At 68.6% G+C, this 26,704-nt stretch carries 26 protein-coding genes; 17 read left to right on the top strand and 9 right to left on the bottom strand.

What is annotated here, in order from left to right:
• The first annotated feature begins 67 nt into the window (after positions 1-67).
• The 4 genes from mdoH (at position 68) to ROJ8625_RS04205 (ending at position 4,903) form a co-directional block, all read left to right on the top strand.
• Positions 68-1,858, top strand: coding sequence for a glucans biosynthesis glucosyltransferase MdoH (gene mdoH / locus ROJ8625_RS04220; RefSeq protein WP_234984160.1), 1,791 nt, complete (start codon positions 68-70; stop codon positions 1,856-1,858).
• A gap of 113 nt (positions 1,859-1,971) precedes the next feature.
• A complete protein-coding gene (gene hisC / locus ROJ8625_RS04215; RefSeq protein WP_085790569.1) occupies positions 1,972-3,057 on the top strand; it encodes a histidinol-phosphate transaminase in 1,086 nt (361 codons plus the stop codon).
• Complete coding sequence (locus ROJ8625_RS04210; protein ID WP_085790568.1) at positions 3,054-3,980, top strand: prephenate/arogenate dehydrogenase family protein; 927 nt, start codon at positions 3,054-3,056, stop codon at positions 3,978-3,980. The genes hisC and ROJ8625_RS04210 overlap by 4 nt, the downstream gene beginning before the upstream one ends.
• The gene (locus ROJ8625_RS04205; protein WP_085790567.1) at positions 3,977-4,903 is read left to right on the top strand and encodes an extensin-like domain-containing protein; all 927 of its coding nucleotides are present in this window, start codon (positions 3,977-3,979) and stop codon (positions 4,901-4,903) included. The genes ROJ8625_RS04210 and ROJ8625_RS04205 overlap by 4 nt, the downstream gene beginning before the upstream one ends.
• Positions 4,904-4,915: 12 nt before the next feature.
• Here ROJ8625_RS04205 and ROJ8625_RS04200 read toward each other — a convergent pair whose 3' ends face one another.
• From ROJ8625_RS04200 to ROJ8625_RS04190, 3 genes are read right to left on the bottom strand one after another with little or no spacing between them, the layout of a single operon-like run.
• Positions 4,916-5,614 carry a hypothetical protein gene (locus ROJ8625_RS04200; protein WP_085790566.1) on the bottom strand — a complete coding sequence of 233 codons (699 nt, stop codon included), beginning with the start codon at positions 5,612-5,614 and terminating at the stop codon, positions 4,916-4,918.
• 60 nt (positions 5,615-5,674) lie between these two features.
• Positions 5,675-6,610, bottom strand: a complete 936-nt coding sequence (locus ROJ8625_RS04195) for a sterol desaturase family protein (RefSeq protein ID WP_085790565.1) — start codon at positions 6,608-6,610, stop codon at positions 5,675-5,677.
• Positions 6,607-6,999: a hypothetical protein gene (locus tag ROJ8625_RS04190; protein ID WP_085790564.1), complete on the bottom strand. Its 393-nt coding sequence runs from the start codon at positions 6,997-6,999 to the stop codon at positions 6,607-6,609. The genes ROJ8625_RS04195 and ROJ8625_RS04190 overlap by 4 nt, the downstream gene beginning before the upstream one ends.
• 664 nt (positions 7,000-7,663) lie before the next feature.
• On the opposite strand from ROJ8625_RS04190, the gene ROJ8625_RS04185 reads away from it, so the two are divergent.
• Complete coding sequence (locus tag ROJ8625_RS04185) at positions 7,664-9,754, top strand: calcium-binding protein (protein ID WP_085790563.1); 2,091 nt, start codon at positions 7,664-7,666, stop codon at positions 9,752-9,754.
• A gap of 89 nt (positions 9,755-9,843) precedes the next feature.
• Here ROJ8625_RS04185 and ROJ8625_RS04180 read toward each other — a convergent pair whose 3' ends face one another.
• The gene (locus tag ROJ8625_RS04180; RefSeq protein ID WP_085790562.1) at positions 9,844-10,401 is read right to left on the bottom strand and encodes a TlpA family protein disulfide reductase; all 558 of its coding nucleotides are present in this window, start codon (positions 10,399-10,401) and stop codon (positions 9,844-9,846) included.
• Between the two features lie 22 nt (positions 10,402-10,423).
• Between ROJ8625_RS04180 and argH the strand changes: the two genes are divergently transcribed.
• From argH to ROJ8625_RS04130, 11 genes are all read left to right on the top strand, one after another.
• Positions 10,424-11,815 (top strand): argininosuccinate lyase, encoded by a 1,392-nt coding sequence (argH, locus tag ROJ8625_RS04175; RefSeq protein ID WP_085790561.1) that lies wholly within the window; start codon positions 10,424-10,426, stop codon positions 11,813-11,815.
• A complete protein-coding gene (locus ROJ8625_RS21140; RefSeq protein WP_200813273.1) occupies positions 11,812-11,955 on the top strand; it encodes a hypothetical protein in 144 nt (47 codons plus the stop codon). The genes argH and ROJ8625_RS21140 overlap by 4 nt, the downstream gene beginning before the upstream one ends.
• A complete protein-coding gene (locus ROJ8625_RS04170; protein WP_085790560.1) occupies positions 11,955-12,257 on the top strand; it encodes a hypothetical protein in 303 nt (100 codons plus the stop codon). The genes ROJ8625_RS21140 and ROJ8625_RS04170 overlap by 1 nt, the downstream gene beginning before the upstream one ends.
• On the top strand, positions 12,254-12,574 hold the full coding sequence (locus tag ROJ8625_RS04165) for a DUF2834 domain-containing protein (protein ID WP_143535029.1): 321 nt from the start codon (positions 12,254-12,256) through the stop codon (positions 12,572-12,574). Before ROJ8625_RS04170 ends, ROJ8625_RS04165 begins: the two co-directional genes overlap by 4 nt.
• A gap of 142 nt (positions 12,575-12,716) precedes the next feature.
• The gene (gene lysA, locus ROJ8625_RS04160; protein WP_085790559.1) at positions 12,717-13,991 is read left to right on the top strand and encodes a diaminopimelate decarboxylase; all 1,275 of its coding nucleotides are present in this window, start codon (positions 12,717-12,719) and stop codon (positions 13,989-13,991) included.
• Positions 13,992-14,048: 57 nt separating this feature from the next.
• Positions 14,049-16,724 carry a TIGR02302 family protein gene (locus tag ROJ8625_RS04155; RefSeq protein ID WP_085790558.1) on the top strand — a complete coding sequence of 892 codons (2,676 nt, stop codon included), beginning with the start codon at positions 14,049-14,051 and terminating at the stop codon, positions 16,722-16,724.
• A gap of 281 nt (positions 16,725-17,005) precedes the next feature.
• Entirely contained in the window at positions 17,006-18,034 is a 1,029-nt protein-coding gene (locus tag ROJ8625_RS04150; protein WP_085790557.1) for a TRAP transporter substrate-binding protein, read from the top strand.
• 55 nt (positions 18,035-18,089) lie between these two features.
• Positions 18,090-18,674 (top strand): TRAP transporter small permease, encoded by a 585-nt coding sequence (locus tag ROJ8625_RS04145; protein ID WP_085790556.1) that lies wholly within the window; start codon positions 18,090-18,092, stop codon positions 18,672-18,674.
• Positions 18,671-19,984: a TRAP transporter large permease gene (locus ROJ8625_RS04140; protein ID WP_085790555.1), complete on the top strand. Its 1,314-nt coding sequence runs from the start codon at positions 18,671-18,673 to the stop codon at positions 19,982-19,984. Before ROJ8625_RS04145 ends, ROJ8625_RS04140 begins: the two co-directional genes overlap by 4 nt.
• 93 nt (positions 19,985-20,077) lie before the next feature.
• Positions 20,078-20,842, top strand: a complete 765-nt coding sequence (locus ROJ8625_RS04135) for an SDR family NAD(P)-dependent oxidoreductase (RefSeq protein ID WP_085790554.1) — start codon at positions 20,078-20,080, stop codon at positions 20,840-20,842.
• Between the two features lie 117 nt (positions 20,843-20,959).
• The gene (locus ROJ8625_RS04130) at positions 20,960-21,451 is read left to right on the top strand and encodes a MarR family winged helix-turn-helix transcriptional regulator (RefSeq protein WP_085790553.1); all 492 of its coding nucleotides are present in this window, start codon (positions 20,960-20,962) and stop codon (positions 21,449-21,451) included.
• A gap of 9 nt (positions 21,452-21,460) precedes the next feature.
• Here ROJ8625_RS04130 and arfB read toward each other — a convergent pair whose 3' ends face one another.
• Positions 21,461-21,886 (bottom strand): alternative ribosome rescue aminoacyl-tRNA hydrolase ArfB, encoded by a 426-nt coding sequence (gene arfB / locus ROJ8625_RS04125; protein WP_085790552.1) that lies wholly within the window; start codon positions 21,884-21,886, stop codon positions 21,461-21,463.
• Between the two features lie 120 nt (positions 21,887-22,006).
• Between arfB and ROJ8625_RS04120 the strand changes: the two genes are divergently transcribed.
• On the top strand, positions 22,007-22,477 hold the full coding sequence (locus ROJ8625_RS04120; RefSeq protein WP_085790551.1) for a YdhR family protein: 471 nt from the start codon (positions 22,007-22,009) through the stop codon (positions 22,475-22,477).
• Between the two features lie 273 nt (positions 22,478-22,750).
• Here ROJ8625_RS04120 and ROJ8625_RS04115 read toward each other — a convergent pair whose 3' ends face one another.
• The 4 genes from ROJ8625_RS04115 to ROJ8625_RS04100 form a co-directional block, all read right to left on the bottom strand.
• On the bottom strand, positions 22,751-23,380 hold the full coding sequence (locus ROJ8625_RS04115) for a queuosine precursor transporter (RefSeq protein ID WP_085790550.1): 630 nt from the start codon (positions 23,378-23,380) through the stop codon (positions 22,751-22,753).
• A 109-nt stretch (positions 23,381-23,489) separates the two neighbouring features.
• Entirely contained in the window at positions 23,490-24,380 is an 891-nt protein-coding gene (locus tag ROJ8625_RS04110) for an esterase-like activity of phytase family protein (RefSeq protein ID WP_085790549.1), read from the bottom strand.
• Positions 24,353-25,282: a penicillin-insensitive murein endopeptidase gene (mepA, locus tag ROJ8625_RS04105; RefSeq protein ID WP_085790548.1), complete on the bottom strand. Its 930-nt coding sequence runs from the start codon at positions 25,280-25,282 to the stop codon at positions 24,353-24,355. Before mepA ends, ROJ8625_RS04110 begins: the two co-directional genes overlap by 28 nt.
• The gene (locus ROJ8625_RS04100) at positions 25,279-26,613 is read right to left on the bottom strand and encodes an MFS transporter (RefSeq protein ID WP_085790547.1); all 1,335 of its coding nucleotides are present in this window, start codon (positions 26,611-26,613) and stop codon (positions 25,279-25,281) included. The genes mepA and ROJ8625_RS04100 overlap by 4 nt, the downstream gene beginning before the upstream one ends.
• Between the last annotated feature and the right edge of the window lie 91 nt (positions 26,614-26,704).

The raw sequence follows: 26,704 nt of genomic DNA, 5'->3' as shown, positions 1-26,704 counted from the left end.
GATTTTTCACTGGAAACCTTGGGCTTGCGCTCCAAACCCCTAGGGGAGCGCAACCAGGGAGGTCGCCTTGCAGGAACTCGATCGCCACAGTCTCGAGGGCAGCCGCGCTGTCGCCGGGACCCGCCGTGACGTGAGGCATGATCCGGGCGGGACGCTGCGAGGCCGACGCCGCCTCGTGCTCGTGCTGAACCTCGCGACCATCGCGGCCCTGTTCGCCGGGATGACGGCCCTCCTGTCGGTGGGCGGACTTCTCTGGCTCGAAATCGCGATGCTCGCAGCCTACGCGATTACGCTGCCCTGGCTGTCGATCGGGCTGTGGAACAGCCTGATCGGCCTCGCCCTCGATATTCGGCATGGCGCGCGGGCCGCCGCGGTGGTGACGCCGGCGCTCGATCGCGCGCGTCGGGGCGGCCCCATCGCCGCGCGGACCGCGGTGGTCATGCCGCTGCGCAACGAGGATCCGGACGCGTCCATCGCGCGGCTGCGCCGGCTGGAGACGGAGCTCGGCGCGACGCCCTGGGCCGACCGGTTCTCCTACCACGTTCTGAGCGACACAGATCGCGACGACGTGGCCGCACGCGAAGAGGCGCTTGTGGCCACGTGGCAGGCGGCGCGGCCGGGCGCCGCCATCCGCTATCGCCGGAGGAGCGACAACGTCGGCTACAAGGCCGGCAACATCGCCGAGTTCCTGCACCGGGTCACCGGCATCGATTTCTTTCTGCCCCTCGATGCGGACAGCGAGATGGGCGCCGATGCGGTTCTGCGGCTTGTCCGGGTGATGCAGGCGAGCCCCGAGATCGGGATGCTGCAATCGCTGGTGACCGGTCTCCCGGCGCGCACGTTCTTTACCCGCGCGTTCCAGTTCGGCATGCGCCACGGCATGCGCTCCTACACGCTGGGCTCCGCGTGGTGGCAGGGCGATTGCGGTCCCAACTGGGGCCACAACATCCTGATCCGCGCCGAGCCGTTTCGGCGGCATTGCATGCTGCCGGTGCTTCCGGGCTCCGGGCCGCTGTCGGGGCACATCCTCAGCCACGACCAGGTCGAGGCGGTGCTGATGCGGCGGGCGGGCTACGAGGTCCGCGTGCTGGCCGAGGAAGGCGACAGCCGCGAGGAGAATCCGCCGAGCCTGCCTGACTTCATCCGTCGCGAGTTGCGCTGGACGGCCGGCAACATGCAGTATTTCCGCCTGCTCGGGCTGCCAGGTCTGAAGCCCGTATCGCGGCTGCAGCTTCTGCTGGCGATCCAGATGTACGCGGCCGCACCGGCGTGGATCGCGTTCATCATCACCGGCGCGGCGCTGGCGGCAGTGCCGGGTCAGGTGGGAGCGGTCCCGCTCTGGATGGGGCTCGGCTTCTTCGCGCTGATCATGACGCTGAACCTCGCGCCCAAGATCATGGGCGTGGCGCAGGTCCTCGCCAATCCCGAGCGCACGACGGCCTATGGCGGCGCCTCGCGGCTACTGGCGGGGCTCGCGGTCGAAATCGTGTTCTCCATGCTGGTCGCGCCCATCGTCGCGGTGTCGATCACGCGGTTCCTGATCGGGCTTCCGTTCGGGCGCAAGGTCGGCTGGGCCGCGCAACAGCGCGCGCGCGACCGGCTGGAATGGCACGAGGCGGCAAACGTGCTGTGGCCGCAGACGCTGCTCGGGCTCGCGCTGGCGGCGTGGCTCTGGACGTTCCTGCCGGCGGTTCTGGCCTTCGCGGCGCCGATCCTGATCGCCTTCATCGGGGCGATCCCGCTGGCGGTATGGTCGACCCGGCCCGCGCTGTCGGAGTGGTCGCTGTCGACCGGGCTGTTCGACATCCCCGAGGACCGCGCCGCGCCTCGCGACCTGCCCCTGCGCGCGGCCGCTTGACCACGACCGGCCGGCTCGCTTCGCGCGGATCGGCCGGCAGGACCGGCGTGCGGCTTTGACGCTTTTCTCCGTTCCGTCGGGCGGTTAAGACGACCGGGCAGGAGGCACGCGAGATGGGCGAGATCAAGCCGCAGCCGGGGATCATGGAGATCGAGCTCTACCAGGGTGGCAAGTCCGCCGTGGAGGGCGTGACGAACGTCGTGAAGCTGTCGTCGAACGAAAACCCGTTCGGCCCCAGCCCGGCGGCTCAAGAGGCGGTGCGCCGCGTCCTGCACGAGATGCACCGATATCCGGTGACCGACCACGCCGCGCTTCGCCATGCCATCGCCGAGGTGCACGGCCTCGACGCGCGCCGCATCATCTGCGGCGTCGGGTCCGACGAGATCATCCATTTCCTGTGCCAGGCCTATGCCGGGCCGGGAGACGAGGTGATCCACACCGAGCACGGCTTCGGGATGTACAAGATCAGCGCGCGCGCCGCCGGCGCCACGCCCGTCGAAGTGCCGGAAAAGGAACGCGTGACCGATATCGACGCGATCCTCGCGGCGGCGACGGAGCGCACGCGCCTCGTCTTTCTCGCCAATCCGAACAATCCGACCGGGACGATGATCGGTCTCGCCGAGATCGAGCGTCTGGCCGAGGAGTTGCCCGACGGGGCGATCCTCGTTCTCGACGGGGCCTATGCCGAGTTCGTGGAGGGATACGACGGCGGTGCCGCCCTGGTCGAGACGCGCGGTGACGTGGTGATGACGCGCACCTTCTCCAAGCTCTACGGCCTTGGGGGCATGCGCGTCGGCTGGGGCTACGGGCCGCAGCAGATCATCGACGTGCTCAACCGGATCCGGGGGCCGTTCAACCTCTCGGCCCCGGCGCTGGCGGCGGCCGAGGCTTCGATCCGCGACAGCGAGTTCGTGGAAAAATGCCGCAGCGAGAATGCGCGGCTCCGGACATGGCTCGCCGAGGCGCTGATGGAGCATGGCGTGCCGTCCGACACCTCCTGCGCCAATTTCATCCTCGCGCGGTTCGCGGACGCCGAGGAGGCCGAGGCCTGCGATCTCTACCTGCAGAAGCAGGGCCTGATCGTGCGGCGCGTCGGTACCTACAAGCTGCCCGCGGCGCTGCGCATCTCGATCGGCGACGAAGCGTCGTGCCGCCGTGTCGCGCACGCGGTCGGACTCTTCAAGGCGGGGGCGCGATGAGCGACACGGCGGTCTACGGAAAGGTCGCGCTGATCGGCCTCGGTCTCATCGCGTCCTCGATGTTCTGGGCGACGCGACGTGCGGGGCTCGCGGATCACGTGGCCGGCTACGCGCGGTCCGAGGAGACACGCGAGACCGCGCGCCGGATCGGGCTCTGCCACGAGGTCTGCGACAGCGCAGAAGAGGTGGTGGCCGACGCCGACCTCGTCGTTCTGGCGGTGCCTGTCGGCGCGATGGGGGCGGTGGCGCAGGCCATCGGCCCGCACCTGAAACCGGGGGCGACGGTGACCGACGTGGGGTCGGTCAAGCGACGGGTGATCGACGACGTGGGCCCGCACCTGCCCGAGGGCGTGCATTTCGTGCCCGGGCACCCCCTCGCCGGGACAGAGCATTCGGGGCCCGAATCCGGCTTCGCCACCCTTTTCGAGAACCGCTGGTGCCTGCTGGTGCCGGAGGCCGGGACCGATCCCATGGCGGTCGCGCGGCTGCGTCGCTACTGGGAAGGGATGGGCGCCCTTGTCGAGGAGATGGAGCCGGATCATCACGATCTGGTCCTCGCCGTCACGTCGCATACTCCGCACCTCATCGCCTACACGATGGTCGGTGTGGCCGACGATCTGCGTCGCGTGACGGACAGCGAAGTCATCAAGTATTCCGCTGCAGGCTTTCGCGATTTCACCCGCATCGCCGCGTCCGACCCGACGATGTGGCGCGACGTGTTCCTGACGAACAAGGACGCGACGCTCGAGATTCTGGGGCGCTTCACCGAAGAACTCTTTGCGCTGCAGCGCGCGATCCGGACCGGCAACGGCGACGCGCTCTTCGACTATTTCACGCGCACCCGCGCGATCCGGCGGGGCATCATCGAAGCGGGCCAGGATACGGACGCGCCGGATTTCGGCCGCGCGCGGGTGGAACGATGAGACCGCTGATCCTGGGTCTTGCCATGCTGATCGCGGCGCCGTCCTTTGCCGCGCCCGATGTCTCGCCCCGTCCGGTCGCCCGCCCGCAGGTCGATGCGGCGGCGCCCGATGCGGCGGCGCCCGAACCCGTGACGGAGGAGGCGCAGACCTACGTGCGGCCGCGTGCTCGGCCGGACAGCGTGATCGAGGATGCGATCGCCGCGAAGCTGGTGGCGCGGTGGACGCAGCTCGACCCGGTGCCGCGCGCGGATCCGGTCGACGAATTCCCCGGCTACGAGGGGCAGGACCTTCGCGCGTTCGCGGCCGCGACACCGCAGGCCGTCCCGCGCGCCCTGCGCCCCATCGCGCGCAGCCGCGCCTTCGTGCAGCGGGTCATGGCCCGGCAGGCGGAGCGGCGGCGTGGATCCATTTGCGGCGATCCGGCGATCCAGGGCGAGGCGGTCGGCTACGTGCCCGGGCGCATCGCCGCCTGCGGCATCCGCGACGGTGTCCGCGTGCGCAGTGTCTCCGGCGTCGCGCTCAGCCAGCAGGCGATGATCGACTGTCCCACCGCGCGGGCGCTGAAGGCGTGGGTCGATCGCGGGCTGAAGCCGGCCGTCGGTCAGGTCGGCGGCGGCGTTTCCGAGCTGCGTGTCGCGGCGCATTACGCGTGCCGGACGCGCAACAACCAGCCGGGTGCCAAGGTGTCCGAGCACGGCAAGGGGCGGGCGATCGACATCTCCGCGATCCGGCTGCGCGACGGCACCAACCTGACCGTGCAGGGTGGTTACTATTCCGACAACCAGGGTCCTATCCTGCGGCGTGCCTACCGCGCGGCTTGCGGAATCTTCGGCACCACGCTCGGGCCCGATTCCGACCGTTTCCACCAGGATCATTTCCATTTCGACACGGCGCGGTATCGCAGCGGCAGCTACTGCCGCTGACCGGCCGGTTGGTCAGATCGGATCACCCTTGGCGTTGACGTAGGTCACCCCGGGCTGCTTGGCCGCACGCTTGTATCCGGGTTCGGCGATGCCCGCCTTGATCGCGTCGAGATCGCCCTCGAGCTTCAGAAGCTTGGCGAAATCGCGCAGGAACCGCCCCGGGCGCCGCTGGACCGAATCCATGTCGACGAGGATCGAGGGCAGGTCCGACGCGCTCATCAGGTGCTCCATCGCCGTTACGGACCGCAGCGCGTTGCGGTAGCCGGTGGCAAGCCCGTCGGAGAGCCCGCTTTCGCGGGTGGCCACCGAAGCGCAGGTCGCCAGCGGATTGCGGACGCAGAGCACGACGACCGGGTTGCGCAGGAGCGCGGGCAGCTGCTCGATATAGTGCAGGGCGCGGGGCAGCTTGAACCCCCACCTGTCATGCGCGGCGTTGCGCTCCGCGATCAGGTCGATCAGCACGCGCCGCTCGGTCAGAGGCTTTGGGAACAGCTTGGGGTCGGGAAGCGCCTTGGTGAAGCCGACATCCTCGAAATTGCGCGGCTGTATCTTGTCGCCGAGGAAATAGCCGAGCTCGAAGAGCGTGTAGGACACCACCGAGGTCATGCCGCGCGGGGCGCCGGTCACGACAAGCGTTTCACGCCCGACGACGCGGTCGAGCGCGCCGGGATTGATGACCAACATCGACTCCAGAAACGTGTGATCGGTCATGCCGCCCCGGTGGATTGCCTGGTGTCCGCTTACGGGGGCGCCCCGGCCGCCTGCAAGGCCCTACTCTCCCGGGATACCGGCCCCGGCGTGGCTGTTCGGGGTGCCGGTCGCGTGGCGCGCCTTGATCATGTCGGACGTCTCGCGCGAGCCGTCGTGGCTCCAGCCCGGCGGGGCGACCGCGTACATCAGCCGCTGCCGCGCGGTCAGGCCAGGCTGCGTCACGTCGCGAAAGATCGCCACCCACTCGTGAAACGCCACGCGGATGGGATTGAACGTGCCGAGATTGCGGACGAGGCCGTAATCCACACGCTCGTCGTCGCATTCGGGCACGAAGGTGCCGAAAAGGCGATCCCAGACGATGAACACGCCCGCGTAGTTCGCATCGAGATATCGCGGATTGCGGCCGTGATGCACCCGATGGTGAGAGGGCGTGTTCATCACCGCCTCGAACCAGCGCGGCAGCCTGCCGATCGCCTCCGTATGGATCCAGAACTGGTAGATCAGGTTCAGTCCGCCGCAGAACAGCACCATCGCGGGATGAAAGCCCAGCAGGATCAGCGGCGCGCGCACCACCATCATGAAGGTGAAGGTCCCGGTCCAGGTCTGCCGCAGGGCGGTCGTCAGGTTGTAGTGCTGGCTGGAGTGATGGTTCACGTGGCTGGCCCAGACCCAGCGGATCCGATGGCCGAAGCGATGCACCCAGTAGTAGCGCAGGTCGTCGAGCACGAAGCACAGCGCGACCACCCAAACCGACGTGCCGAGATCGAGCGGCGTGATCGCCCAGAGCGCCATGAAGAAGCCGTAGGCGACGAAGCCGAGCACGATGCCCGAGGCGACATTGCCGGCACCCATCACGAGCGAGGTGAGCGCATCGCGCGTTTCGTAGCGCCCGCCGCGGCGCTGGGTGACGATCCAGACCAGCTCGATCAGGATGAGCGCAATGAAGACCGGCACGGCCCAGGATACGACATCGGGGTAGGACATATCGGCGCTCATGCGGCGTCTCCGGTCAGAGTGGTCCAACGCGCCGCCTCGTCGTCGTCGAGCGACAGTCGGATGCGCGGCGCGGAATAGTCGGGAAGGCGTATGACGAGGCCGCGGGCGTCGCGCGACACCCGGGCTCCTGTAAGCAGGCGCGCGGTCGTGTCGGCGCCGAAGCTCCAGACGAGACCCGGCCCCTTGCGCGTGGTGACGAGCGCAGCGTGCCTGTCGGTGGCGAGCGTGACCTCGCCCGGCGAAAGCTGCGGGAATTCGCGCAGCCAGGCGGCGCGGGCCGCCGCCTCATCCTCGAACACGCTGCGCGACGACAGGCCGAAAAGATGCGTCAGGATCGCGATGCCCGCGATCCCGCACACGACGAGCGCGATGAGCACTTCGAGCGGCATCCTGTCCTCCCTCGAGGCGCGATACTGAAAACTCGGGCGCGCGCTGTCAAAGCCGGAACGCCTCGGCCGTGATTCGTGCCGCAGCGTCGCGATCTCCGGGCCCGACAGGCGGCTCTCAAGGTGCGGCAAGCGTCGGAACGAAGGTCATTTTCGGGCCGGATTGTGGCGAATATGAATGATAACAGTAGTAGATGACATCATTTGCAACTGAGTATATCGGGATTTTTTCGAAGAAACAGAGGCTTGCGCTTGATGGTAGCGTTGGATTCCAGTCGCGCGCGACCAAAATGGATGAGATTGCTCAAGGATTGAAGGAAATTCAGGGGCACATTCCATTTCTGCCCTCTAAATTTTCGCTCTCTGCGGACTGAAAAATGCTAATGTGAATTCAAGGGCAATCAGGATTTAGGGGTAATCTGAATGCGTATCCGAACATGATAACTTAGCGGTTCGACATTCGCCTGCTTAGCTGTCCGGATGAAAGCATCGCGGATGGCTGGCGAATAGTCGAACCCGACTCAACGGCAATCTGATCAATTCGGCTTGCGGCTCAATTCCGCGAGGCGGGATCGGTACGCCATTTCTTGAGTGCGGCGGAATGAAAACTCGGTCCGGCGCGTGTCCCGCGCCGGTGTCGGTATATTTTTTGTTTCAGGAGGCTGACATGCCCAGCCAAGAGATCGAAGTCACACCGTATATCGGCTCGCTCGTCGAGGCGGATCTTCTCCAGAACGGACGAACGCTGGTTCTGAGCGGGTTCGGCGCATCGCGCACCGGGACGCTCGCGGACGATGATGGCACGTTGTCGACGCGCGACGACGACAGTTCGACATTCGACGGAGACACGATCACCTATATCGGAGGCGGTACCGCCCAGGCAGGGCTTGAGGTGCCGCTGACCGGACTTGTCGTGCCACTTGGAGACGAGGTCGAGGTCGCGGTCTTCGAAGCCGATGGCCAGATCTTCTTCCACTATCCTGACGGTCCGTCGAGCGGAATTGGCGCAATCCTTCTCACTCTCGACATTTCGGCGGACAAGGATATCGAGGTCTTTGCCAATCCGTTCGCGGGGACGCCGGGACTCGATGATTACCAGGGTGACGGATTCGACAACACGATGTCGGGACTCGCGTCTGCGGATACCATTGCCGGTGGCGCCGGCAATGACACGATTTCCGGCGACGGCGGCGCCGACATGCTCAGCGGCGAGGATGGAGACGACTCGATCGTCGGCGGCTCCGGGAATGACGTCCTCGACGGTGGCGCGGGCGACGACCTGATCGCCGGTGGCGACGGCGAGGACACCGTGATCGCCGGCTCGGCCTTCGACGATGCACTGGTCGGTACCACAGCCGGCGGAGTCACACTGACGACGGAGACCGGCACCGACACGATCTCGGGTGTCGAGATGTTCGAGTTCACCGATGGCACGGTGACGCTCGACGACCTGCTCGACGGCAATGGGCCCGGCTCCGGAGATGGCTCGGGCGGCGGTGACGATGGCTCGGGCGGCGGCGATGACGGCTCCGGCGGTAGCGATGACGGCTCGGGCGGAGGCGATGACGGCTCCGGCGGCGGTGGCGATGACGGCTCCGGCGGCGGTGGCGATGACGGTTCCGGTGGGGGCGATGACGGCTCGGGTGGAGGCGATGACGGCTCCGGCGGTAGCGATGACGGCTCGGGCGGAGGCGATGACGGCTCGGGTGGAGGCGATCACGGCTCGGGCGGTGGCGATGACGGCTCCGGCGGCGGTGATGATGACGGCTCGGGCGGAGGCGATGATGGCTCCGGTGGGAGCGATGATGGCTCCGGCGGCGGTGACGATGGCGACGCCACGGGCGCCGGCCGTCGCGGCATCGGAACTTCTGACGACGATGTGCTGATCGGCACGCCGTTCCGCGACAGACTCGACGGGCTGGGCGGCGACGACAGCATCGTCGGTCTCGGGGACGATGACGACCTTCTGGGCGGCACCGGCGACGATACGATCGAAGGCCGGGACGGTGACGACAATATCGCCGCGTCCGATGGCGACGACCGGGTGATCGGCGGAGGTGGCGCCGACAGCATCGGCGGTGGGCTCGGCCGGGATCTTCTCGACGGAAACGACGGGGACGACACGATCGGCGGCGGCGAAGGCCACGACACGGTCGACGGCGGCACCGGGCACGACGTGCTGGCCGGTGGCTCGGGCGACGACAGGATCGTCGGCGGCTCCGGCGACGACACCGCCGGGGGGTCCTTCGGCCAGGACACCGTGATCGGCAACGGCGGCGACGATTCGCTCGGCGGCGGCAGCGGCACCGACCGTCTCGAGGGCGGCGCTGGCGACGACTCGCTGGGCGGCGGTCTCGGCGACGACACGGTGACGGGCGGCGAGGGCGACGACTTCGTCGCCGGCGGCGGACGCGACGACGTGCTGTCCGGCGGGGCCGGGAGCGACGTCCTGAACGGCGGCGAGGGCAACGACATGCTCATCGGCGGGACCGGTGCCGACACCTTCGTCTGGCGCGAGGGGGTTGCCGGCGAGACCGACGTGATCTCCGATTTCGAGGACGGCCTGGACACGATCCGGCTGCGGGGCGTCGAGAACGCGCCGGGATCGGGGCTCGAGGGTCGGGTCGACGCTCTCGACATGACCGACAGGGTCTTCGACGGACAGGATGCGGTCGAACTGACCTATCAGGGTCAATCGATCATCGTCGTGGGGGTGACGCAGGCGGCGCTGACGACAGACGATTTCGATTTCGTCTGACGCGCGCGCTGCGTCATGGGTGCCCCGGTAATGTCAGGCTCTTGGGGCGGGGCACCCAATTCTGGCGGCGGTTTCCTCGGAAGCCGCCGTCAGTTCGTTTCGGTGCCGATCAATGTGCGCAGCATCTGCTTGGCGACATCGGAGTCCCACTCGGCATCGCCCTGCAACCGGGCGATCTCCTCGCCCTCGGGGTTGAGGATGACGGTGATCGGCAGGCCGAGGACCGCCATTTCGCGGGCAAGCGCCGATGACGGGTCGCGCAACGTCGGAAGGTTGTCGACGCCGATCTCGTCGAAGAAGTCCGTCATCGCCGGTTTCGGGCTGCGCCCCGTGGCGATGGTCACGACCTCGAACGCGTCGCCGCCCAGTTCCCGCTGAAGCTCGGAGAGCATCGGCATCTCCTTGCGGCAGGGCGCGCACCACGTTGCCCAGAAGTTCACCAGCGCCCACTTTCCCTTGTACTCTGCAAGCGACGCGGGCTCTCCGTCGAAGGTCTCGAACGCGGCGGCGCCCGCGGGCTGCGGCGTTTCGTGGAAATTGAGCTTCTTCATGTCGCCGGTGGCGAGATCCCTGGCCGCGTCGATGTCGGCCGCGGCCGGAATTGCCAGGAGCGACAGCGCGGTATAGAGCGCGATGACCCGTTTCATTAAGCCTCCGAAGGGTGACGACATGGCCGAGACGACCTCGAACCAGATGTGGGGCGGACGCTTCGCCGACAAGCCCGACGCGATCATGGAGGCGATCAATGCCTCGATCGGGTTCGACCAGCGGCTCGCGGCACAGGACATCGCGGGCTCGAGGGCCCACGCGGCGATGCTGGCCGCGACGGGCATCGTGGAGGCTAGCGACGCCGAGGCGATGAGGGAAGGCTTGCTCACCGTCTTGTCAGAGATCGAAGGCGGCACGTTCACGTTTTCCACCGCGCTGGAGGACATCCACATGAACGTCGAGGCGCGGCTGAAGGAGATCGTCGGACCTGCGGCCGGTCGGCTGCACACCGCGCGATCGCGCAACGACCAGGTGGCGACGGATTTCCGCCTCTGGGTTCGCGACCAGCTCGATGCCGCGGAGGCGCAGCTCCTCGCGCTCGTCCGAGCGCTCCTCGCGCAGGCCGAGACCGGCGCGGACTGGGTGATGCCGGGATTCACCCATCTGCAGACGGCGCAGCCGGTGACATGGGGGCATCACATGATGGCCTATGTCGAGATGTTCGGCCGCGACCTGAGCCGCGTGCGCGACGCAAGGGCGCGGATGAACGAATGTCCGCTGGGGGCCGCCGCGCTGGCCGGCACCGGCTTTCCGATCGACCGCGACATGACTGCGGCGGCGCTCGGGTTCGACCGGCCCTGCGCCAACTCGCTCGACGCGGTGTCGGACCGCGATTTCGCGCTCGAGTTCCTGTCGGTCGCGTCGATCAGCGCGATGCACCTGTCGCGCTTTGCCGAGGAGCTGGTGATCTGGTCGTCGGCGCAGTTCCGCTTCGTCGTGCTGTCGGACCGGTTCTCGACCGGCTCGTCGATCATGCCGCAGAAAAAGAACCCCGACGCCGCCGAGCTGATCCGAGCCAAGATCGGCCGCATCTTCGGTGCGCAGGTGGCGCTGATGACGGTGATGAAGGGCCTGCCGCTCGCCTACTCCAAGGACATGCAGGAGGACAAGGAGCAGGTCTTCGACGCGGCGGACAACTGGCTTCTGTCGCTGGCGGCGATGGACGGCATGGTGCGCGACATGGCGGCGAACGCGCCCGCGCTCGAGGCCGCGGCGGCGAGCGGGTTCTCGACCGCGACGGACCTCGCCGACTGGCTGGTGCGCGTGGCCGGGCTGCCCTTCCGCGAGGCGCACCACGTCACCGGCAGCCTCGTGGCCGTGGCCGAGGCACGCGGCTGTGACTTGCCCGACCTTGCGCTGGAGGACATGAAGGAGGTGCACGGCGCGATCACCGAGGACGTGTTCGACGTGCTGGGCGTGCGGAATTCGGTCGCGAGCCGGACGAGCTACGGCGGGACCGCGCCCGATCAGGTGCGCGCGCAGATCGCGCGGTGGAAGGAGATCCTCGGATGAGACGCTGGCTGATCCTCGCCTTCGCCGCCCTGGCCGCCTGCGGGGCGGACGGCGCGCCGGAGCCGCCGGAGCCGCGCCCGGCGGAGCGGGCCGACCCGGTCGCGGTGGCCGGCGAGGCCGGGTTCGGCGGCGGGGCGTGATGACGATGCGGGGCGCTCTCGTCCTGACCGCCGTGGCGCTCGGCCTCGCGGCCTGCGGCCCGGGCCCCGACGGGCCGTCGATCTCGGACCGCGAGGCAAAGATCGACCGGTATTTCGGCCGCGACGACGCCCCGGCCCTGCGCCGGCAGCGCGAGGCCCGCGACGGTCCGCTGTTCCCGGACGGGGACGGCCGGACACAGACCACCGGCTATGTCGAGCTCGGCGGCGGATCGGACGGCGTGACCGGCGGCGGCGGCGTGATCTTCCGCCGCGGCAACGTCACCTTCGGGGTCAGCCGTTGAGACGGCTGCAGCCGGTCTGGCTGGCACTCGCGCTGTGGGGCGCGGTCCACCCGATGTACTGGTTCGTCACGTACCTTTCGGGCAACGGCTGGTCGCTCGGCGCGCTGATCGACGCGTGGTACGTGAACGCTTCGACGACGGGGCTGGTGTGGGACCTGACGATCGCGGCGATCGCGCTGACGCTCTGGATCTGCGCCGAGGCGGTGACCCGCCGCGACTGGACGTCGCTCGTGGCGGTGCCGGCGATCTACTGTATCGGCGTCAGCTGCGGTCTCCCGCTCTATCTCTGGCTGCGGGGGCGGCGGAGCGTAGGCTGAGGCGGCCCGCCCGGCGCGACCGACCTGGCCGCCCGGCCACGCCCCCCGGGGCGCTGCCCCGGACCCCGGGGTTTGCGGCAAGATGAAGGGTGGAGCGTCGCGCCCGGCTCGGCTAGAGGGGCGCGGAAGCCCGGGGGACGCGATGGACCACTTTCTGTACCGCAACGGCGCGCTGCACGCCGAGGACGTGCCGCTCGAGGAGATCGCCGCCGCCGTCGGAACGCCGGCCTACGTCTACTCGACCGCGACCCTGGAGCGGCATTTCCGGCTGTTCGACGAGGCGCTGGAGGGACTGCCGCACCTCGTGTGCTACGCGATGAAGGCGGCGTCGAACCAGGCGATCCTCGCCACGCTGGCGCGGCTCGGCGCCGGGATGGACGTGGTGTCGGGCGGAGAGTACGCGCGGGCCCGGGCCGCCGGCGTGCCGGGATCGCGCATCGTGTTCGCGGGCGTCGGCAAGACCGAGGCGGAGATCGCCCAGGCGCTGGCCGGCGGCGTGCGGCAGTTCAACGTCGAGAGCGAGCCGGAGCTGGCCGCGATCAGCCGGGTCGCGGTGGCCGGGGGCCATCGTGCGCCGGTGACGATCCGGGTCAATCCCGACGTCGACGCGAGGACGCATGCGAAGATCGCGACCGGCAAGTCGGAGAACAAGTTCGGGGTGCCGATCTCGCGGGCGCGGGAGGTGTACGCGGAGGCGGCGCGGCTGCCGGGGATCGAGGTCGTCGGACTCGACGTGCATATCGGGTCGCAGCTGACCGAGCTCGCGCCGTTCGAGGCCGCCTATCGCAAGGTCGCGGCGCTGACGGAGACGCTGCGCGGCGACGGGCACGACATCCGCCGTCTCGATCTGGGCGGGGGGCTCGGCATCCCGTACCGGAACGTCAACGACGCGCCGCCGCTGCCGTTCGACTACGGCGCGCTGATCCGGCGCACGGTGGGGCACCTTGGCTGCGAGATCGAGATCGAGCCGGGGCGGCTCATCGCCGGGAACGCGGGAATCCTGTTGTCGCGCGTGATCTACGTGAAGGCGGGCGAGGGCCGGCAGTTCCTGATTCTCGACGCCGCGATGAACGATCTCATCCGCCCGGCGATGTACGATGCCTGGCACGACATCGTGCCTGTGGTTGAGCCGGATCCGGGCGCGCCGCGCGTCGATTACGACGTGGTCGGCCCGGTCTGCGAGAGCGGCGACACGTTCGCGCGGGCGCGGCCGTTGCCGCCGCTGAGGGCCGGGGACCTCGTCGCGTTCCGCTCGGCCGGGGCGTACGGCGCGGTGATGGCGAGCGAGTACAACACCCGGCCGCTGGTGCCGGAGGTGCTGGTGAAGGACGATCACCATGCCGTCATTCGCGCGCGCCCGACCTTTGACGAGATCATTTCACGCGATACCATCCCGGAATGGCTGCGACAGGAGTGATCCGGCGGCCCTGACCCCCTAGGGACGCGGCCCGCCGTCCCGAACACGGGAGACCGCATGGTCGACGACACACGCCGCCCCGCCGCCGAACCCGACGCGCCTCGTGCCGCTTCCGATATCCTGCGCCGCGTGAAGCGACCGCTGGCGCTGACCCGCCTCGGGATGGGGGCGGAACGTGTGGTGCGCGCATATTGGCCGCTCTGGTCGGTGCTGTTCGTGACGTTGGCGGCGCTGATGATGGGCCTGCACGAGATGGTGTCGGTGGGGGTCGTCTGGCTGGTCGGCGCGGCGGCGCTGGCCGCGGCGCTCTGGGCGCTGTGGCGGGGCATGCGCCTGTTCTCCTGGCCAACGCGGGAGGGTGCGCTGGCCCGGCTCGATGCGACCATGCCGGGTCATCCGATCCGCGGCGCGCTCGACCGGCAGGCGGTCGGTGACCGCGATGGCGCCTCGGCGGCGCTCTGGTCCGCGTACCAGGCGCGGATGCGCGAGCGGCTCAGCGAGGCCCGCGGCGTGCGGCCGGACCTGCGGGTGGCCGAGGCCGACCCCTTCGCGCTGCGCTACGTCGCGCTCCTTGCGCTGTGCATTGCGCTTTTGTTCGGCTCGGTGCTGCGCGTTCAGTCGGTCACGGGCATGGGGCCGGGGGGTGGCAGCGAGCTTGCAACCGGTCCGACCTGGGAGGGCTGGATCGAGCCGCCGGCCTACACCCGGCGGCCGGCACTGTATCTCAACGACATTTCCGCGGCCGAGGTCGAGGTGCCGGAGGGCGCCCGCGTGACGTTGCGCATGTATGGTGAAGCGGGCGCGCTGAGCGTGACCGAGACGGTGTCGGGACGCCCGTTCGAACAGAGCGCGGAGGAGGCGCAGAACACCGCGCAGGCCTTCGAGATCGCGCGATCGGGGCGGGTCGCGGTCGAGGGCCCCGGGGGGCGGGCCTGGGACGTTCTGATGCAGGCCGACGCCGCGCCGACCGTGGCACGCGCCGGTCTCTTCGAGACGACGTGGGACGGCGAGGCGTCGCTCGCCTTTTCCGCCGAGGACGATTACGGCGTCGCATCGGGCACGGCCACTATGACGCTGGCGCTCGAGGAGGTCGACCGCCGCTATGGCCTCGAGACCGCGCCCGAGGAGCGGCCCGCGATCGAGGTGGCGCTGCCGATGCCGATCGCCGGGGATCGGTCGGATTTCGAGGAAGCGCTTGTCGACAACTTCTCGCAGCATCCGTGGGCCAATCTGCCGGTGGAGATCTCGCTGAGCGTGACCGATGACGCCGGCCAGACCGGAACGTCGGAGGCCGAGGTGCTGACATTGCCGGGGCGGCGGTTTTTCGATCCGATGGCGGCCACGGTGATCGAGCAGCGGCGCGCGCTTCTCTGGTCCCGCGAGAACGCAGCGGACGTGGCACGTGTGCTGCGGGCGGTGGCGCACCGGCCCGACGACGTGTTCCGGCAAGCCAAGCACTATCTGCGGATGCGCACGATCCGCACCAATCTCGAGTCCTACGCCGAGGACGGCCTGACGACGGAGGAGCGTGACGAGATTTCAGCGGCGATGTGGGATTTCGCGGTGCTCCTGGAGGACGGGGACCTCGACGACGCCCGCGAGCGGCTAGCGCGCGCGCAGGAGCGGCTGAACGAGGCGATGCGCAACGGGGCCTCGGAGCAGGAGATCGCCGAGCTGATGCAGGAGCTCCGGCAGGCAACGGACGATTACATGCGCCAGCTGGCCCAACAGGCGCAGCGGGAGAGCGAGCAGAACCCGGACATGCCGCAGAACCCCGCGGAGAACATGATGCAGATGTCGCAGAGCGACCTGCAGGAGATGATGGACCGCATCCAGGAGCTGATGGAGCAGGGCCGCATGGCCGAGGCGCAGCAGGCGCTGGAAGAGCTCCAGCAGATGATGGAGAACATGCGGGTCACCCAGGGCCAGGGTCAGGGGCAGCAGAGCCCCGGCGAGCAGGCAATGGACGACCTTGCCGACACGCTGCGCGAACAGCAGGACCTGTCCGATCAGGCCTTCCGCGACCTGCAGGAGCAGTTCAATCCGGGCCAGCAGCGGCAGGGTGAACAGGGTCAGCAGGGTCAGCAACAGGGCCAGCAGCAGGGTCAGCAGGGGCAGGGCCAGCAGCAGGGCCGCGGCCAGGGTCAGCAGAACCAGCAGGGCCAGGGGCAAGGCCAGGGCCAGGCGCAGAACCAGCAAGGCCAGGGCCAGGGCGGCGAGCAGTCGCTTGAGGAGAACCTCGCCGACCGGCAGGGCGCGCTTCGCCAGGAACTGAACCGGCAGCGTCAGAACCTTCCCGGCGGCGGCAGCGAGGCCGGCGACCGTGCCGCCGAGGCGCTGGACCGGGCCGAGGGCGCGATGGATGGTGCCGAACGCGCCCTGCGCGAGGAGGACCTTGCCGGCGCGATCGACCGCCAGTCCGAGGCGATGGAAGCGCTGCGCGAGGGCATGCGCAACCTTGGCGAGGCGATGGCCGAACAGCAGGGCCAGCAGCCGGGCCAGCAGGGCCAGCAGGGCATGGCGCGGGGCGAGGATCCGGGCCAGCAGCGCGATCCGCTGGGCCGCGACACGGGGTCCAACGGCCAGATCGGCACCAACGAGACGATGCTGCAGGGCGAAGATGTCTATCGCCGGGCGCGGGAGCTTCTCGACGAGATCCGCCGCCGCTCGGGCGAGGGCGAGCGCCCGGACGAGGAACTCGAATATCTCGAACGGCTGTTGGAGCGGTTCTGAGCGCTCTTGCGCCGCGGGATGTTCGCAAAGTCCCATCGCGCGGTCGCGGCGCATCTGGCGCGGAACCAGCGCACGCCTAGCCTCACCGTGACGTGCAGGGCGGCGACGCAGTTCGCCGACCGTTCGGTCGGCGAATTGGTCTTGCATCGCCGGGCCGGATTTGCACTCATCGATCCGGGGACGTGACGTTGGCCAGAGGGGCTGGCACATGACCCCGTTCCGGGCCGCGATGGAGCGCGGCGCGCAAAAGGTCGCCGCAAGGTGCGACAGGGGAGGATATCATGAAGATCACGCGTAGAACGCTTCTGGCGGCCGCCGCGCTCGCCGGGATGGCCGGCACCGCTTCGGCGCAGGAGGTGACACTGCGGATGCACCAGTTTCTGCCGCTGCAGGCCAACGTGCCGCAGCATATCCTCGAAGTGTGGAAGGAGCGGGTCGAGGAGCAGTCCGAGGGCCGCATCGCGGTTCAGCACTATCCCTCGATGCAGCTGGGCGGCACGCCGCCGCAACTCGTCGACCAGGTGATCGACGGCGTGGCCGACGTGATCTGGACCGTTGCCGGCTACACGCCTGGCCGATTCCCGCGTGCCGAGGTGTTCGAACTGCCGTTCACCGTGTCCGACGCGGAACCGGCGTCGAAGGCGTACTGGACGCTGGCCGAAGAGACGATGTTCGAAAACGACTTCTCGGACTTCAAGGTGTTGGCCACCTGGGTGCACGGACCGGGCGTGATCCATTCCAGCGAACCGATCGAGACCGTGGACGACCTCAACGGGGTGAAGCTGCGCGCGCCGACGCGTACCACGAACATGATGTTCGAACGGCTCGGCGCGACGCCGGTCGGCATGCCGGTGCCCGCGATCCCGGAGGCGCTGTCCAAGGGCGTGGTTGACGGCGCGGTGATCCCCTGGGAGGTCACGAGCGCACTGCGCATCCCCGAGCTGGTCCAGAACCACACCGAGTTCGGGCCCGAGATGCTCTATACCACGTCGTTCATCTTCGCGATGAACCGCAACACCTACGACAGCCTGCCCGATGACCTGAAGCAGGTGATCGACGACAATTCGGGGCTCGAGTTCTCGGGCTTTGCCGGCAAGACCATGCAATCCTACGACACCCCGGCGCGCGAGGCGGCCGTCGAGGCCGGCAACAACATCATCACGCTGTCCGAGGAGCAGGTGGCGGAATGGGATGAAGCGGCCGCGCCGACAATCGACGCGTGGATCGCCGAAATGGACGAACGCGGGCTGGACGGTCAGGGTCTTTACGATCGCGCGAACGAACTGATCGAGGAATACTCGGCAGAGTGACAGGGGCCGCCGGGGCCGGCTCGGCCGGTCCCGCCGCCCGACGGGAGGGCCGGACATGCTCAGCTTCGTCACCGGCCTCGCCCGGGTCATGGCGCAGATCGGCGGGCTCGTCCTGACCGGTCTCGTCGTACTGACCTGTCTCAGCGTTCTGGGCCGCGGGCTGAACACGCTGGGCCACTCCGACGCCCTAACGAGCATCGCGCCCGGCCTGGCCGCAGCGCTCGTCGGCTCCGGTGTCGGGCCGATCAACGGCGATTTCGAGATCGTCGAGGCTGGCGTCGCGTTTGCAATCTTCGCCTTTCTGCCGGTGTGCCAGCTCTACTCTGCGCATGCGACGGTCGACATCTTCACGCAGGCGCTGCCCCAGCGCGGCAACCGCTGGATCCTGGCGTTCTGGGAATGCGTCCTGACGGCCACGCTCGCGCTGATCGCGTGGCGGCTCTATCTCGGGATGAGCGACAAGATGCGCTACGGCGAGACGACGTTCCTCCTGCAATTTCCGATCTGGTGGGCCTATGCGGCCAGTCTCGCGGGCGCCGTCGCGGCGGTGATCATCGGTCTGTACTGTGCCTACGCCCGCCTGCGCGGCGCAGTGACTGGCACGACGCCGCTGCCGGGCCACCTGGAGGCCGACCATTGAGCACGCTCGAGCTGGGCTACGCGTCCTTTCCGATCCTGCTGCTGATGATCTTTCTGCGCGCGCCCATCGGGCTCGCCATGCTGCTGTGCGGAATGGGCGGTCTGTGGCTCGCCATCGGCACGCCTTCGATGTTCCTGTCGAAGCTCAAGACCGAAGCCTACACCACGTTCTCGAGCTATTCGCTGACCATCGTGCCGATGTTCCTGCTGATGGGGCAGTTCGCGACGCTGTCCGGCATGTCGACGTCGCTCTTCAAGGCCGCCGAGGCGTGGCTCGGGCATCGCAAGGGCGGTGTGGCGATGGCGGCGGTCGGCGCGTGCGCGGGCTTCGGCGCCATCTGCGGCTCATCGCTCGCGACGGCGGCGACGATGAGCCGGGTCGCGCTGCCGGAACTGCGCCGCTACGGCTATTCCGGAGGGTTCTCGACCGCCACGCTGGCGGCGGGCGGCACGCTCGGCATCCTGATTCCGCCGTCGGTGATCCTCGTGATCTACGCGATCCTCACCGAACAGAACATCGCCAAGCTGTTCCTCGCCGCGTTCATTCCCGGCGTGCTCGCGGCGGTGGGCTATGTCATCGCCATCTCGATCTACGTGCGGCTCTATCCCGACCGCGCGGGCACGCGTGAGCCGCAGCCCTATGCCGAACGCTGGGCGGCGCTGGCGCGCGTCTGGCCGGTGCTGCTCGTGTTCCTTCTGGTCGTGGGCGGTATCTACCTCGGGTGGTTCACGCCGACGGAGGGGGCCGCGGTCGGCGCCGCGGGCACGGGCATCGCCGCCCTGCTGTCGGGGAACCTCAGCTGGCGCGTGTTCCGCGAAAGCATCATCGCGACGGCGACCGCGACCGCGATGATCTTCTTCATCGTGCTCGGGGCGGGCTTCTACAATTCCTTTCTCGCGCTCAGCCAGGTGCCGCAGGAACTGTCGGCCTGGGTGGTCGGGCAGGGGTTCAGTCCGTGGACCGTCCTGACGCTGATTCTCCTGTTCTACCTCGCCTTCGGCTGCCTGATGGACAGCCTGTCGATGATCCTGCTGACGATCCCGATCTTCTTTCCCGTGATCTCGGTTCTCGATTTCGGCATGTCGCCGGAGAACATGGCGATCTGGTTCGGGATCCTCGTCCTGATCGTGGTCGAGGTCGGGCTCATCACGCCGCCGGTGGGAATGAACCTTTTCATCATCAATTCGATGGATCGCGCGACCCCGATGACCGAAACCTACCGTGCGGTGCTCTGGTTCGTCGGGTCGGACATCCTGCGTGTCATTCTGCTCGTGCTGTTTCCGGTCATCACGCTCTTTCCGATAATGTAAGGGCGGGTTTACAGCGGACCGCGTCTCGAAATCGGACACAATAAATGTTCGATATAGTTTTCCGTGCTAATAGTCGTGCGGAGGAGCAATCGAATGCAGATTTCCGACGCAGTGGCAGTGGTTTCGGGTGGGGCAAGCGGCCTCGGCCGCGCGACGGTGCGGCATCTCGCGGCCCGCGGGGCCCGCGTCGCGGTTATCGACCGCGATGCTGAGGCGGCAGAGGCCGCGGCGCTCGAGGTCGGGGGCGTCGCGCTGTCCGCCGATGTCACGGACTCCGCGGCCGTGGGCAGCGCGATCGATGCCGCGGCAAAGGCGCTGGGCGCGACGCCGCGAATCGCGGTGAACTGCGCCGGCATCGCGCCTGCGGCGCGGATCGTCGGACGTGACGGCGAATTGTCGGTCGACCTGTTCGCGCAGGTCGTCGGCGTCAACCTGATCGGCAGCTTCACCGTCATGAGCCATGCCGCGCGCGTGATGTCGGCCCTCGATCCGCTCGATACGGGCGAGCGTGGGGTGATCATCAACACGGCGTCAATCGCGTTCGAGGAGGGGCAGATCGGGCAATGTGCCTATGCCGCGTCGAAGGGTGGCGTGGCGGCGATGGGCCTTCCTGCGGCGCGCGAGTTGGCACGCCACGGGATCCGGGTGATATCGATCGCGCCGGGGCTGTTTCACACCCCGATGATGGAAGGACTGCCGCCCGAAACGACCGAGGCGATCGCCGGAACGATTCCGTTTCCGTCGCGGCTCGGCGACCCGGACGAATTCGCGCATCTCGTCGGAAGTATCGTCGAGAATGCGTATCTCAACGGCACGACGGTCCGGCTCGACGGGGCCGTTCGTCTGCCGCCGCGATAGGAGCGGAAGGTCTGAGTGCGGCTCTCGTGCATAAGTCGGTGCTGCGCCGCGGCGCACCAGTCTTGCCCGGTGGGGCCGAAACGGTCATGATTCAACCCAGTGAGTGACATGGGTCATATGGATTCACACAACAAGAACGCGCCGATTGCAGTGGAGCCCGAGGCGGACGCTGTCATCGACGACGCGATTCTTCATCAGTTCGTCGGCTACCACATGAGGCGTGCCGCCAACCTGCTTCAGGCGGACATGGCACGCACGCTCAAGGAAATCGATCTGCGCATGATCACCATGTCGGTGCTCGTCGTGGTGGTGGACAACCCCGGTCTGCGGCAATCGCAGCTGGCCGACGCGCTGGCGATCGAGCGGCCGAACCTCGTGTCCATCCTCGACGAACTGGAAAGCCGCAACCTCGTGCTGCGCACGCGCGTGCCGACGGATCGGCGCGCCTACGCCCTCACGCCAACGGCGGCCGGGCGCACGCTGGCGCAACGTGCGCTGGCCCTGACGACCGAGCACGAAGATCGCGTTCTTGCCGGGATCACGCCCGAGGAGCGTTCGACGCTCGTGTCCCTCATGCAGCGGATCGGCAGCGCCTCCGGCGACGCCTGAGGCGACGCGTCAGTCTGCGGGATCGATCCGGCCGCGCATCGCCTTGACCTGGCCGCGCGCCTTCTTGGCCTCGATGCGCTTGCGTTTCTGTCCGGCGGACGGCTTCGTCGGGATCCGGCGTTTCGGTTTTTCCAGCGCCTTCGCGACAAGTTCCGACAGGCGCGTGCGGGCGATGTCGCGGTTGCGCGCCTGGCTGCGGGTCTCGTCGACCTGGATCACCACCGCGCCGTCCTTCGTCCACCGCCGGCCGGCAAGGCGGCGCAGCCGTGACTTCACCGGGCCCGGAAGGTTGGGCGAGCGTTCGGCCTCGAACCGCAGCTCCACAGCCGACGCGACCTTGTTCACGTTCTGCCCGCCCGGCCCGGAGGCGCGGACGAACTGCTCGGTCATCTCCCAATCCTCGAGTGTGATCTGCGGGCTGATACGAAGGCTCATGCACTACGTGGTAGTCCGCACCGACGGTGCTGGCCAGTCCCGCAGATTTCGCTTTACCCGACTCGCGCCGTGCCGCATGTTAACGGCCATCACATTGGACACGATGACCGGGAGTGCGGTATGACGTTCCATTGCGACCGTGGCGCGCTGAAGGCGGGCCCCTGGGCAGATCCGCCTCGACCCGTCGCCGAGCGCATGGCGGCATCGCTGTCGCGGTTTCTCTTGCGCGGGATCGCCGCGGCCTACGATACGCCGCGCAGCGCCGTGCCCGACCGCGCCGGCGCGGTGCTCGTGCAGGTGAGTTTTCGCGTGACGGAGGCCACCGATGACTTCCTCGCCCGGATGGACGACACCGCCCCGTTCCTGAGCGAGGTTCCGGGCCTCGTCTGGAAGGTCTGGGCCTTCGACGCCGACACGCGACGCGGTCGTGGCACCTACCTGTTCGACCGGCGCGATGCAGCCGAAGGCTACCTCGACTACGTGCTGCCGCACGGTATGTCCGAGCAGTTCGGCATCCACGAGATCGAGACCGAGATCCTGCCCGTTCTCACAGGGCCTTCGGCCGTCACGCACGCGACGCTCTGGCGCTAGCGCGCGCCCGGGTGGGCAACGGGTCGAATGCCATGAACAAAAAGGGCCGCCCGGAGCATGGGCGACCCTTCGAGAACTAGGAGGCGGGGTCGGTTAGACCTTCGCCAATGCGGACCATCCTCCGCCAGGGGCTGCCCTAGGCGGCGATCCTCCACACTGTTCCGACACCTCTCTCCAATGCTTCTCTCGACACTGGATCACCTCCTTTCTGCTGATGGAAACGTACAAGGAGGGTGGCACGGATATCCTTTGCGTCAAATGAAAAAACCGGGGTCAGGCCGCCTGTGGCCGCGACAGTGCCCACGATGCAATCACACGGAACGGAACGAGCGCCACGAGCGCGAGCGACAGCTTCACCAGCCAGTCCGCCACCGCAAGGGACACCCAGAGCGGAACCGCCGGGCCGACACCCAGAAGCGGCAGCATTTCCCCGGCCCAGGAGACGTCGTTTGTCGGCTCCAGCAGGGTCAGCGCGCCCGAGAACGCGACGGTGAAGAAAATCGCGGTATCCACGGTCGATCCGACGAGGGTCGAGGCCAGCGGCGCGCGCCACCAGCGGCCCTCGCGCAGACGGTCGAAGATCGACACGTCGAGGAGCTGCGCCGTCAGGAACGCGAGGCCCGAACCGATGGCGATGCGCAGCGTCACGAGCGGGCCGAAGTCGCCCTGGATCTGCGTGCCCACGAACGAGCAGGCGACGCCGACGAGAAAGCCCGCCAGCACGACCTTGCGCGCCGGGCCCGGCCCGTAGACGCGATTCATCAGGTCGGTCACGAGGAAGGCGATCGGATAGGTGAAGGCGCCCCAGGTCAGCCACTGCCCGAGCAGGAACTGAACGAGGATGTTCGAGGCGACGACGACGGCCGCCATGGCAAGGATGCCGGGGATGTGAGCGCGGGTCATGAGCGGACTTCCCGTTTTTGCAAGGTTGCGGGGACTTGGCTCCGGCACCGGCCGGAACGCCGCGCGCATAGCGGCCGCGGGACGGCAAGGCAAGGGCCGATCCGCGGGCTCAGTCGCGGGGCAGGCGGTACTCGACGATCTCGGTGCGCTGGAGCGGGTTGAAGTTGTCGTCCGACACCATCGTCAGGCGCAGCCGTCCGGACGCGTCGCGCCAGACCGCGAGTCCTTCGAGGTTGTCGTGCTGGAAGATCGCGCTCCGCAGCAGCTCCGTCTCGTTGTCCGGGGCACCGGGGCCGAGCGTGAACCGCCGCACCCGGCTGCGGAAGCCGAAGCCGGTAAAGGCGCGTTCGAGCAGGTAGAGCCGCCCGTCCGGGCCGATATCCGCGCCCACGGGGCGAAAGCCGCCGCGACGCGGGATCTCGGCGATGACGCGCCAGCGCCCGCCGGCATAGCGCCAGAGCGGGAAGGGGCGCGTGGCCTCTCCGGTGGTCTCGGGCACCGCGTAGAGGCTGCCCTGCGCATCGACGGCCAGTGCCTCGAGCCCCGAATTGACGTGCATCTCCTCGAACGCGGGCGGCCGGGGCAGGGGGCTCGCCACGCCCTCGGCATCGAGCCGCAGCACGCGGTGATGTCCCTCGAACGACACGAAGCGGTGGCTGCCGCGGATCGCGAGCCCCTCGGCGTCCGCGGCTTCTCCGCGGATCGGCCGACCATCCGCCATCTGCAGGGTGAGAAGCGGGCCGTGCGCGATCGCCGTGATCGTGCCCTGCGCGTCGCGCTCCAGCGTGCCGTCGACCATCCGGCCCCGGTCGCTGATGGCGACGAAGCCACTGCCGTCCGCGCTGACCTCGATCGCGGAGAACCCGCCGAATGCGCGGTCGTCTCCCGTCCACGCCGTCTCGGACACCAGCTCCGCGCCGCCGGGCGGGCCGGCGGAGCAACTGATCGCGAGCAGGAGGAGAAGGCCGGCGCTCAGCGCGCGGCGAGGACGCCGGAACATTGCGCGGGCAGATCCGCGAGCATGAGCTCGCCTCTGGGTTCCGGGGGCGGTGCAGCCGGGTCCGGGGGCGGCGGATCCAGGATGTTGTCGACCCATTGCTGTGCCTCGGCGCACCCGTCTCCGGGCGGCGGCGGCCGCTGGCTCTCGCACGCGGTCGCACCGGGCGGGCAGGCCAGCCGCACGTGGAAGTGATAATGGTGGCCGCCGAGCGGGCGGATTTTGTTGAGCCAGGATCGGTCGCCGGTCTCGTCGTTGCACATCTGCACCTTCGCGCCGGGGAAGATGAAGATCCGGTCCGTTCGCGGATCCTCGGCGGCGGCCTTGATGATCTCGTGCTGCGCGCGGCTCCAGCGGCTGTTCACGAAGGCGCCGGCGGACCGCCGGAACGAGGTCGCGGACAGGTTTTCGCGCTCCGTGCGGCTGAGATCGAGGCGATCGGGCTGCACCAGCCAGATATCGGCGTCGAGGCCGATCTGGTGGCTCACGTGCCCGGTCAGCATCGGACCGCCCTTCGGCTGCGAGAGATCCCCGATATAGAGCCCTTCGCCGCCCGGCTGTGCCGCGGCGACGCGGCTCAGATCCTGCAGGAAATCGATCAGGATCGGCTGGCCCCAGTTGCGGTTGCGGCTCAGCCGCATCGCCTGCCAGGTGGAACCGGTTTCGGCCAGCTGCACGTTCCCGGCGGCGCACCCCTCGGAATAGTACCCGAACGGCTCGGGCCGCTGCGCCGACGCGGTCGCCTCGGTGCCGAAGAGCTGCCGCGCGCTGCGTGACGAGATCACCGCCGAGACCGGGGTCGGCTCGGCCCGCGGGGCGTCCGAGAACGCGGCGTCCCGGCTCGTGCTGCCGCCGCAGGCGGCGAGCGCCAGCGCCAGCGCGGCGGTCGTGATGTGGCGGATCATGCTGCTCGATCTCCGTCCGGTTTGACCCAGACTAGCAGCAAGAGCCCCACCGCGAAAAGCAGGATCAGCGGCGAGACGCCCACTTGCTGCGATCCGCTGGCCCAGGTTGCCAACGCGATGAGCGCCGGCGCGAGGAATGATGTCGCCTTGCCGGCCAGCGCATAGAGACCGAACGCCTCGGTCATGCGCTCGGCGCGCGCCTGCCGCACCATCATCGTGCGTGACGCCGATTGCAGCGCACCGCCGGCGGCGCCGATCGTGGCACCGAAGACGTAGAACGCGATGTCGGGCGCCGCCGATCCTTCGGGCAGCGGCACGAGAAACAGGCTCTCCCGGCTCACCAGGACGATCGACACCGCCACCCCCGTGAGCGCGAGGATCGACGTCACGATCACCGGTTTCGGCCCGAACCGCGCGTCGGCCTTTCCGCCGAGCCACGCGAAGAGCGCGCCGGAGACGATCGCGAGGATCCCGAACACGCCGGTATCGACCACCGACCAACCGAGCACGCCGGCAGCGTATATGCCGCCGAAGGCGTACATCCCGTTCAGCGCATCGCGATAGAACATCGATGAGGCGAGGTAGGCGAACAGCGACGGCGTCGCCGGCAGCCGCCGCACCGTGGTGCCGAGCTCGGCCAGCGCCCGGCGCACCGCGCCCGGTGGCGCGGGCGCCGCGCGCGGGTCGCGCACCCAGAGGAAGAACGGCACCATGAACACCGCGTACCACAGCGCCGTCAGCGGACCGACCGCGCGCGTTCCCTCGCGCGCCGCCGGGTCGAGTCCGAAGGCCGGATCGAGCCCGACGAAGGTGGTGTCGGTGTCTCCGCTCTCGGCGAGGAAGACCAGCATGATCACGAGGCTGACGAGTCCGCCGAGATAGCCGAACGCCCAGCCGTTGCCCGAGAGCCGCCCGATGTCCCGCCGCGGGCCCAGGTCCGGCAGCATGGCGTTGGTGAAGATCGTGGCGAACTCCATGCCGACGAGGCCGATCGCGAAGAAGAACAGCGTGCGCCAGAGGTCGAAATCCGCGGGCTCGGCATACCAGAGCATGCCCGAGCCGACGACGTAGAGCACCGAAAAGCCCTGGATCCAGCGCAGCCGGTTGCCGCCGGTATCGGCCAGCGCGCCGAGAACCGGCGCCAGCACCGCGATGACGATCCCGGCCAGCGCGATCCCCGTGGCCCAGGCGGTCTGTGCCGCGCTGCCGTCGCCCAGCACCTCGGTCACATATGGTGCGAAGATGAAGGTGATCAGCAGCGTGTTGTAGGGCTGGCTCGCCCAGTCGAAGAAGAACCAGCCCCAGATCCGCCGCCGCGCCGTGCCGTCCATGTCGCCTGCCCCTGCGCCTGCCCTCGCGCGATCAAACAGGCCCGCCCGCCGGACGGCAAGCCCGCATCGGCCGCCGCCGGGCGCGCCCCGG

It is taken from the genome of Roseivivax jejudonensis (genome assembly GCF_900172265.1).
GTDB lineage: Bacteria > Pseudomonadota > Alphaproteobacteria > Rhodobacterales > Rhodobacteraceae > Roseivivax > Roseivivax jejudonensis.
This window is presented reverse-complemented; position numbering and strand designations above follow the sequence as displayed.

Excerpts from the sequence above, each read along its gene's own strand:
- mepA (WP_085790548.1), bottom strand. The coding sequence starts at position 25,282 with ATGATCCGCCACATCACGACCGCCGCGCTGGCGCTGGCGCTCGCCGCC.
- ROJ8625_RS04155 (WP_085790558.1), top strand. The coding sequence starts at position 14,049 with ATGGTCGACGACACACGCCGCCCCGCCGCCGAACCCGACGCGCCTCGT.
- ROJ8625_RS04100 (WP_085790547.1), bottom strand. The coding sequence starts at position 26,613 with ATGGACGGCACGGCGCGGCGGCGGATCTGGGGCTGGTTCTTCTTCGAC.
- ROJ8625_RS04190 (WP_085790564.1), bottom strand. The coding sequence starts at position 6,999 with ATGCCGCTCGAAGTGCTCATCGCGCTCGTCGTGTGCGGGATCGCGGGC.
- ROJ8625_RS04135 (WP_085790554.1), top strand. The coding sequence starts at position 20,078 with ATGCAGATTTCCGACGCAGTGGCAGTGGTTTCGGGTGGGGCAAGCGGC.
- argH (WP_085790561.1), top strand. The coding sequence starts at position 10,424 with ATGGCCGAGACGACCTCGAACCAGATGTGGGGCGGACGCTTCGCCGAC.
- ROJ8625_RS21140 (WP_200813273.1), top strand. The coding sequence starts at position 11,812 with ATGAGACGCTGGCTGATCCTCGCCTTCGCCGCCCTGGCCGCCTGCGGG.
- ROJ8625_RS04130 (WP_085790553.1), top strand. The coding sequence starts at position 20,960 with ATGGATTCACACAACAAGAACGCGCCGATTGCAGTGGAGCCCGAGGCG.
- ROJ8625_RS04150 (WP_085790557.1), top strand. The coding sequence starts at position 17,006 with ATGAAGATCACGCGTAGAACGCTTCTGGCGGCCGCCGCGCTCGCCGGG.
- ROJ8625_RS04115 (WP_085790550.1), bottom strand. The coding sequence starts at position 23,380 with ATGACCCGCGCTCACATCCCCGGCATCCTTGCCATGGCGGCCGTCGTC.
- ROJ8625_RS04205 (WP_085790567.1), top strand. The coding sequence starts at position 3,977 with ATGAGACCGCTGATCCTGGGTCTTGCCATGCTGATCGCGGCGCCGTCC.
- lysA (WP_085790559.1), top strand. The coding sequence starts at position 12,717 with ATGGACCACTTTCTGTACCGCAACGGCGCGCTGCACGCCGAGGACGTG.
- ROJ8625_RS04195 (WP_085790565.1), bottom strand. The coding sequence starts at position 6,610 with ATGAGCGCCGATATGTCCTACCCCGATGTCGTATCCTGGGCCGTGCCG.
- arfB (WP_085790552.1), bottom strand. The coding sequence starts at position 21,886 with ATGAGCCTTCGTATCAGCCCGCAGATCACACTCGAGGATTGGGAGATG.
- ROJ8625_RS04185 (WP_085790563.1), top strand. The coding sequence starts at position 7,664 with ATGCCCAGCCAAGAGATCGAAGTCACACCGTATATCGGCTCGCTCGTC.
- ROJ8625_RS04145 (WP_085790556.1), top strand. The coding sequence starts at position 18,090 with ATGCTCAGCTTCGTCACCGGCCTCGCCCGGGTCATGGCGCAGATCGGC.
- ROJ8625_RS04170 (WP_085790560.1), top strand. The coding sequence starts at position 11,955 with ATGACGATGCGGGGCGCTCTCGTCCTGACCGCCGTGGCGCTCGGCCTC.
- ROJ8625_RS04210 (WP_085790568.1), top strand. The coding sequence starts at position 3,054 with ATGAGCGACACGGCGGTCTACGGAAAGGTCGCGCTGATCGGCCTCGGT.
- hisC (WP_085790569.1), top strand. The coding sequence starts at position 1,972 with ATGGGCGAGATCAAGCCGCAGCCGGGGATCATGGAGATCGAGCTCTAC.
- ROJ8625_RS04200 (WP_085790566.1), bottom strand. The coding sequence starts at position 5,614 with ATGACCGATCACACGTTTCTGGAGTCGATGTTGGTCATCAATCCCGGC.
- ROJ8625_RS04180 (WP_085790562.1), bottom strand. The coding sequence starts at position 10,401 with ATGAAACGGGTCATCGCGCTCTATACCGCGCTGTCGCTCCTGGCAATT.
- ROJ8625_RS04120 (WP_085790551.1), top strand. The coding sequence starts at position 22,007 with ATGACGTTCCATTGCGACCGTGGCGCGCTGAAGGCGGGCCCCTGGGCA.
- ROJ8625_RS04110 (WP_085790549.1), bottom strand. The coding sequence starts at position 24,380 with ATGTTCCGGCGTCCTCGCCGCGCGCTGAGCGCCGGCCTTCTCCTCCTG.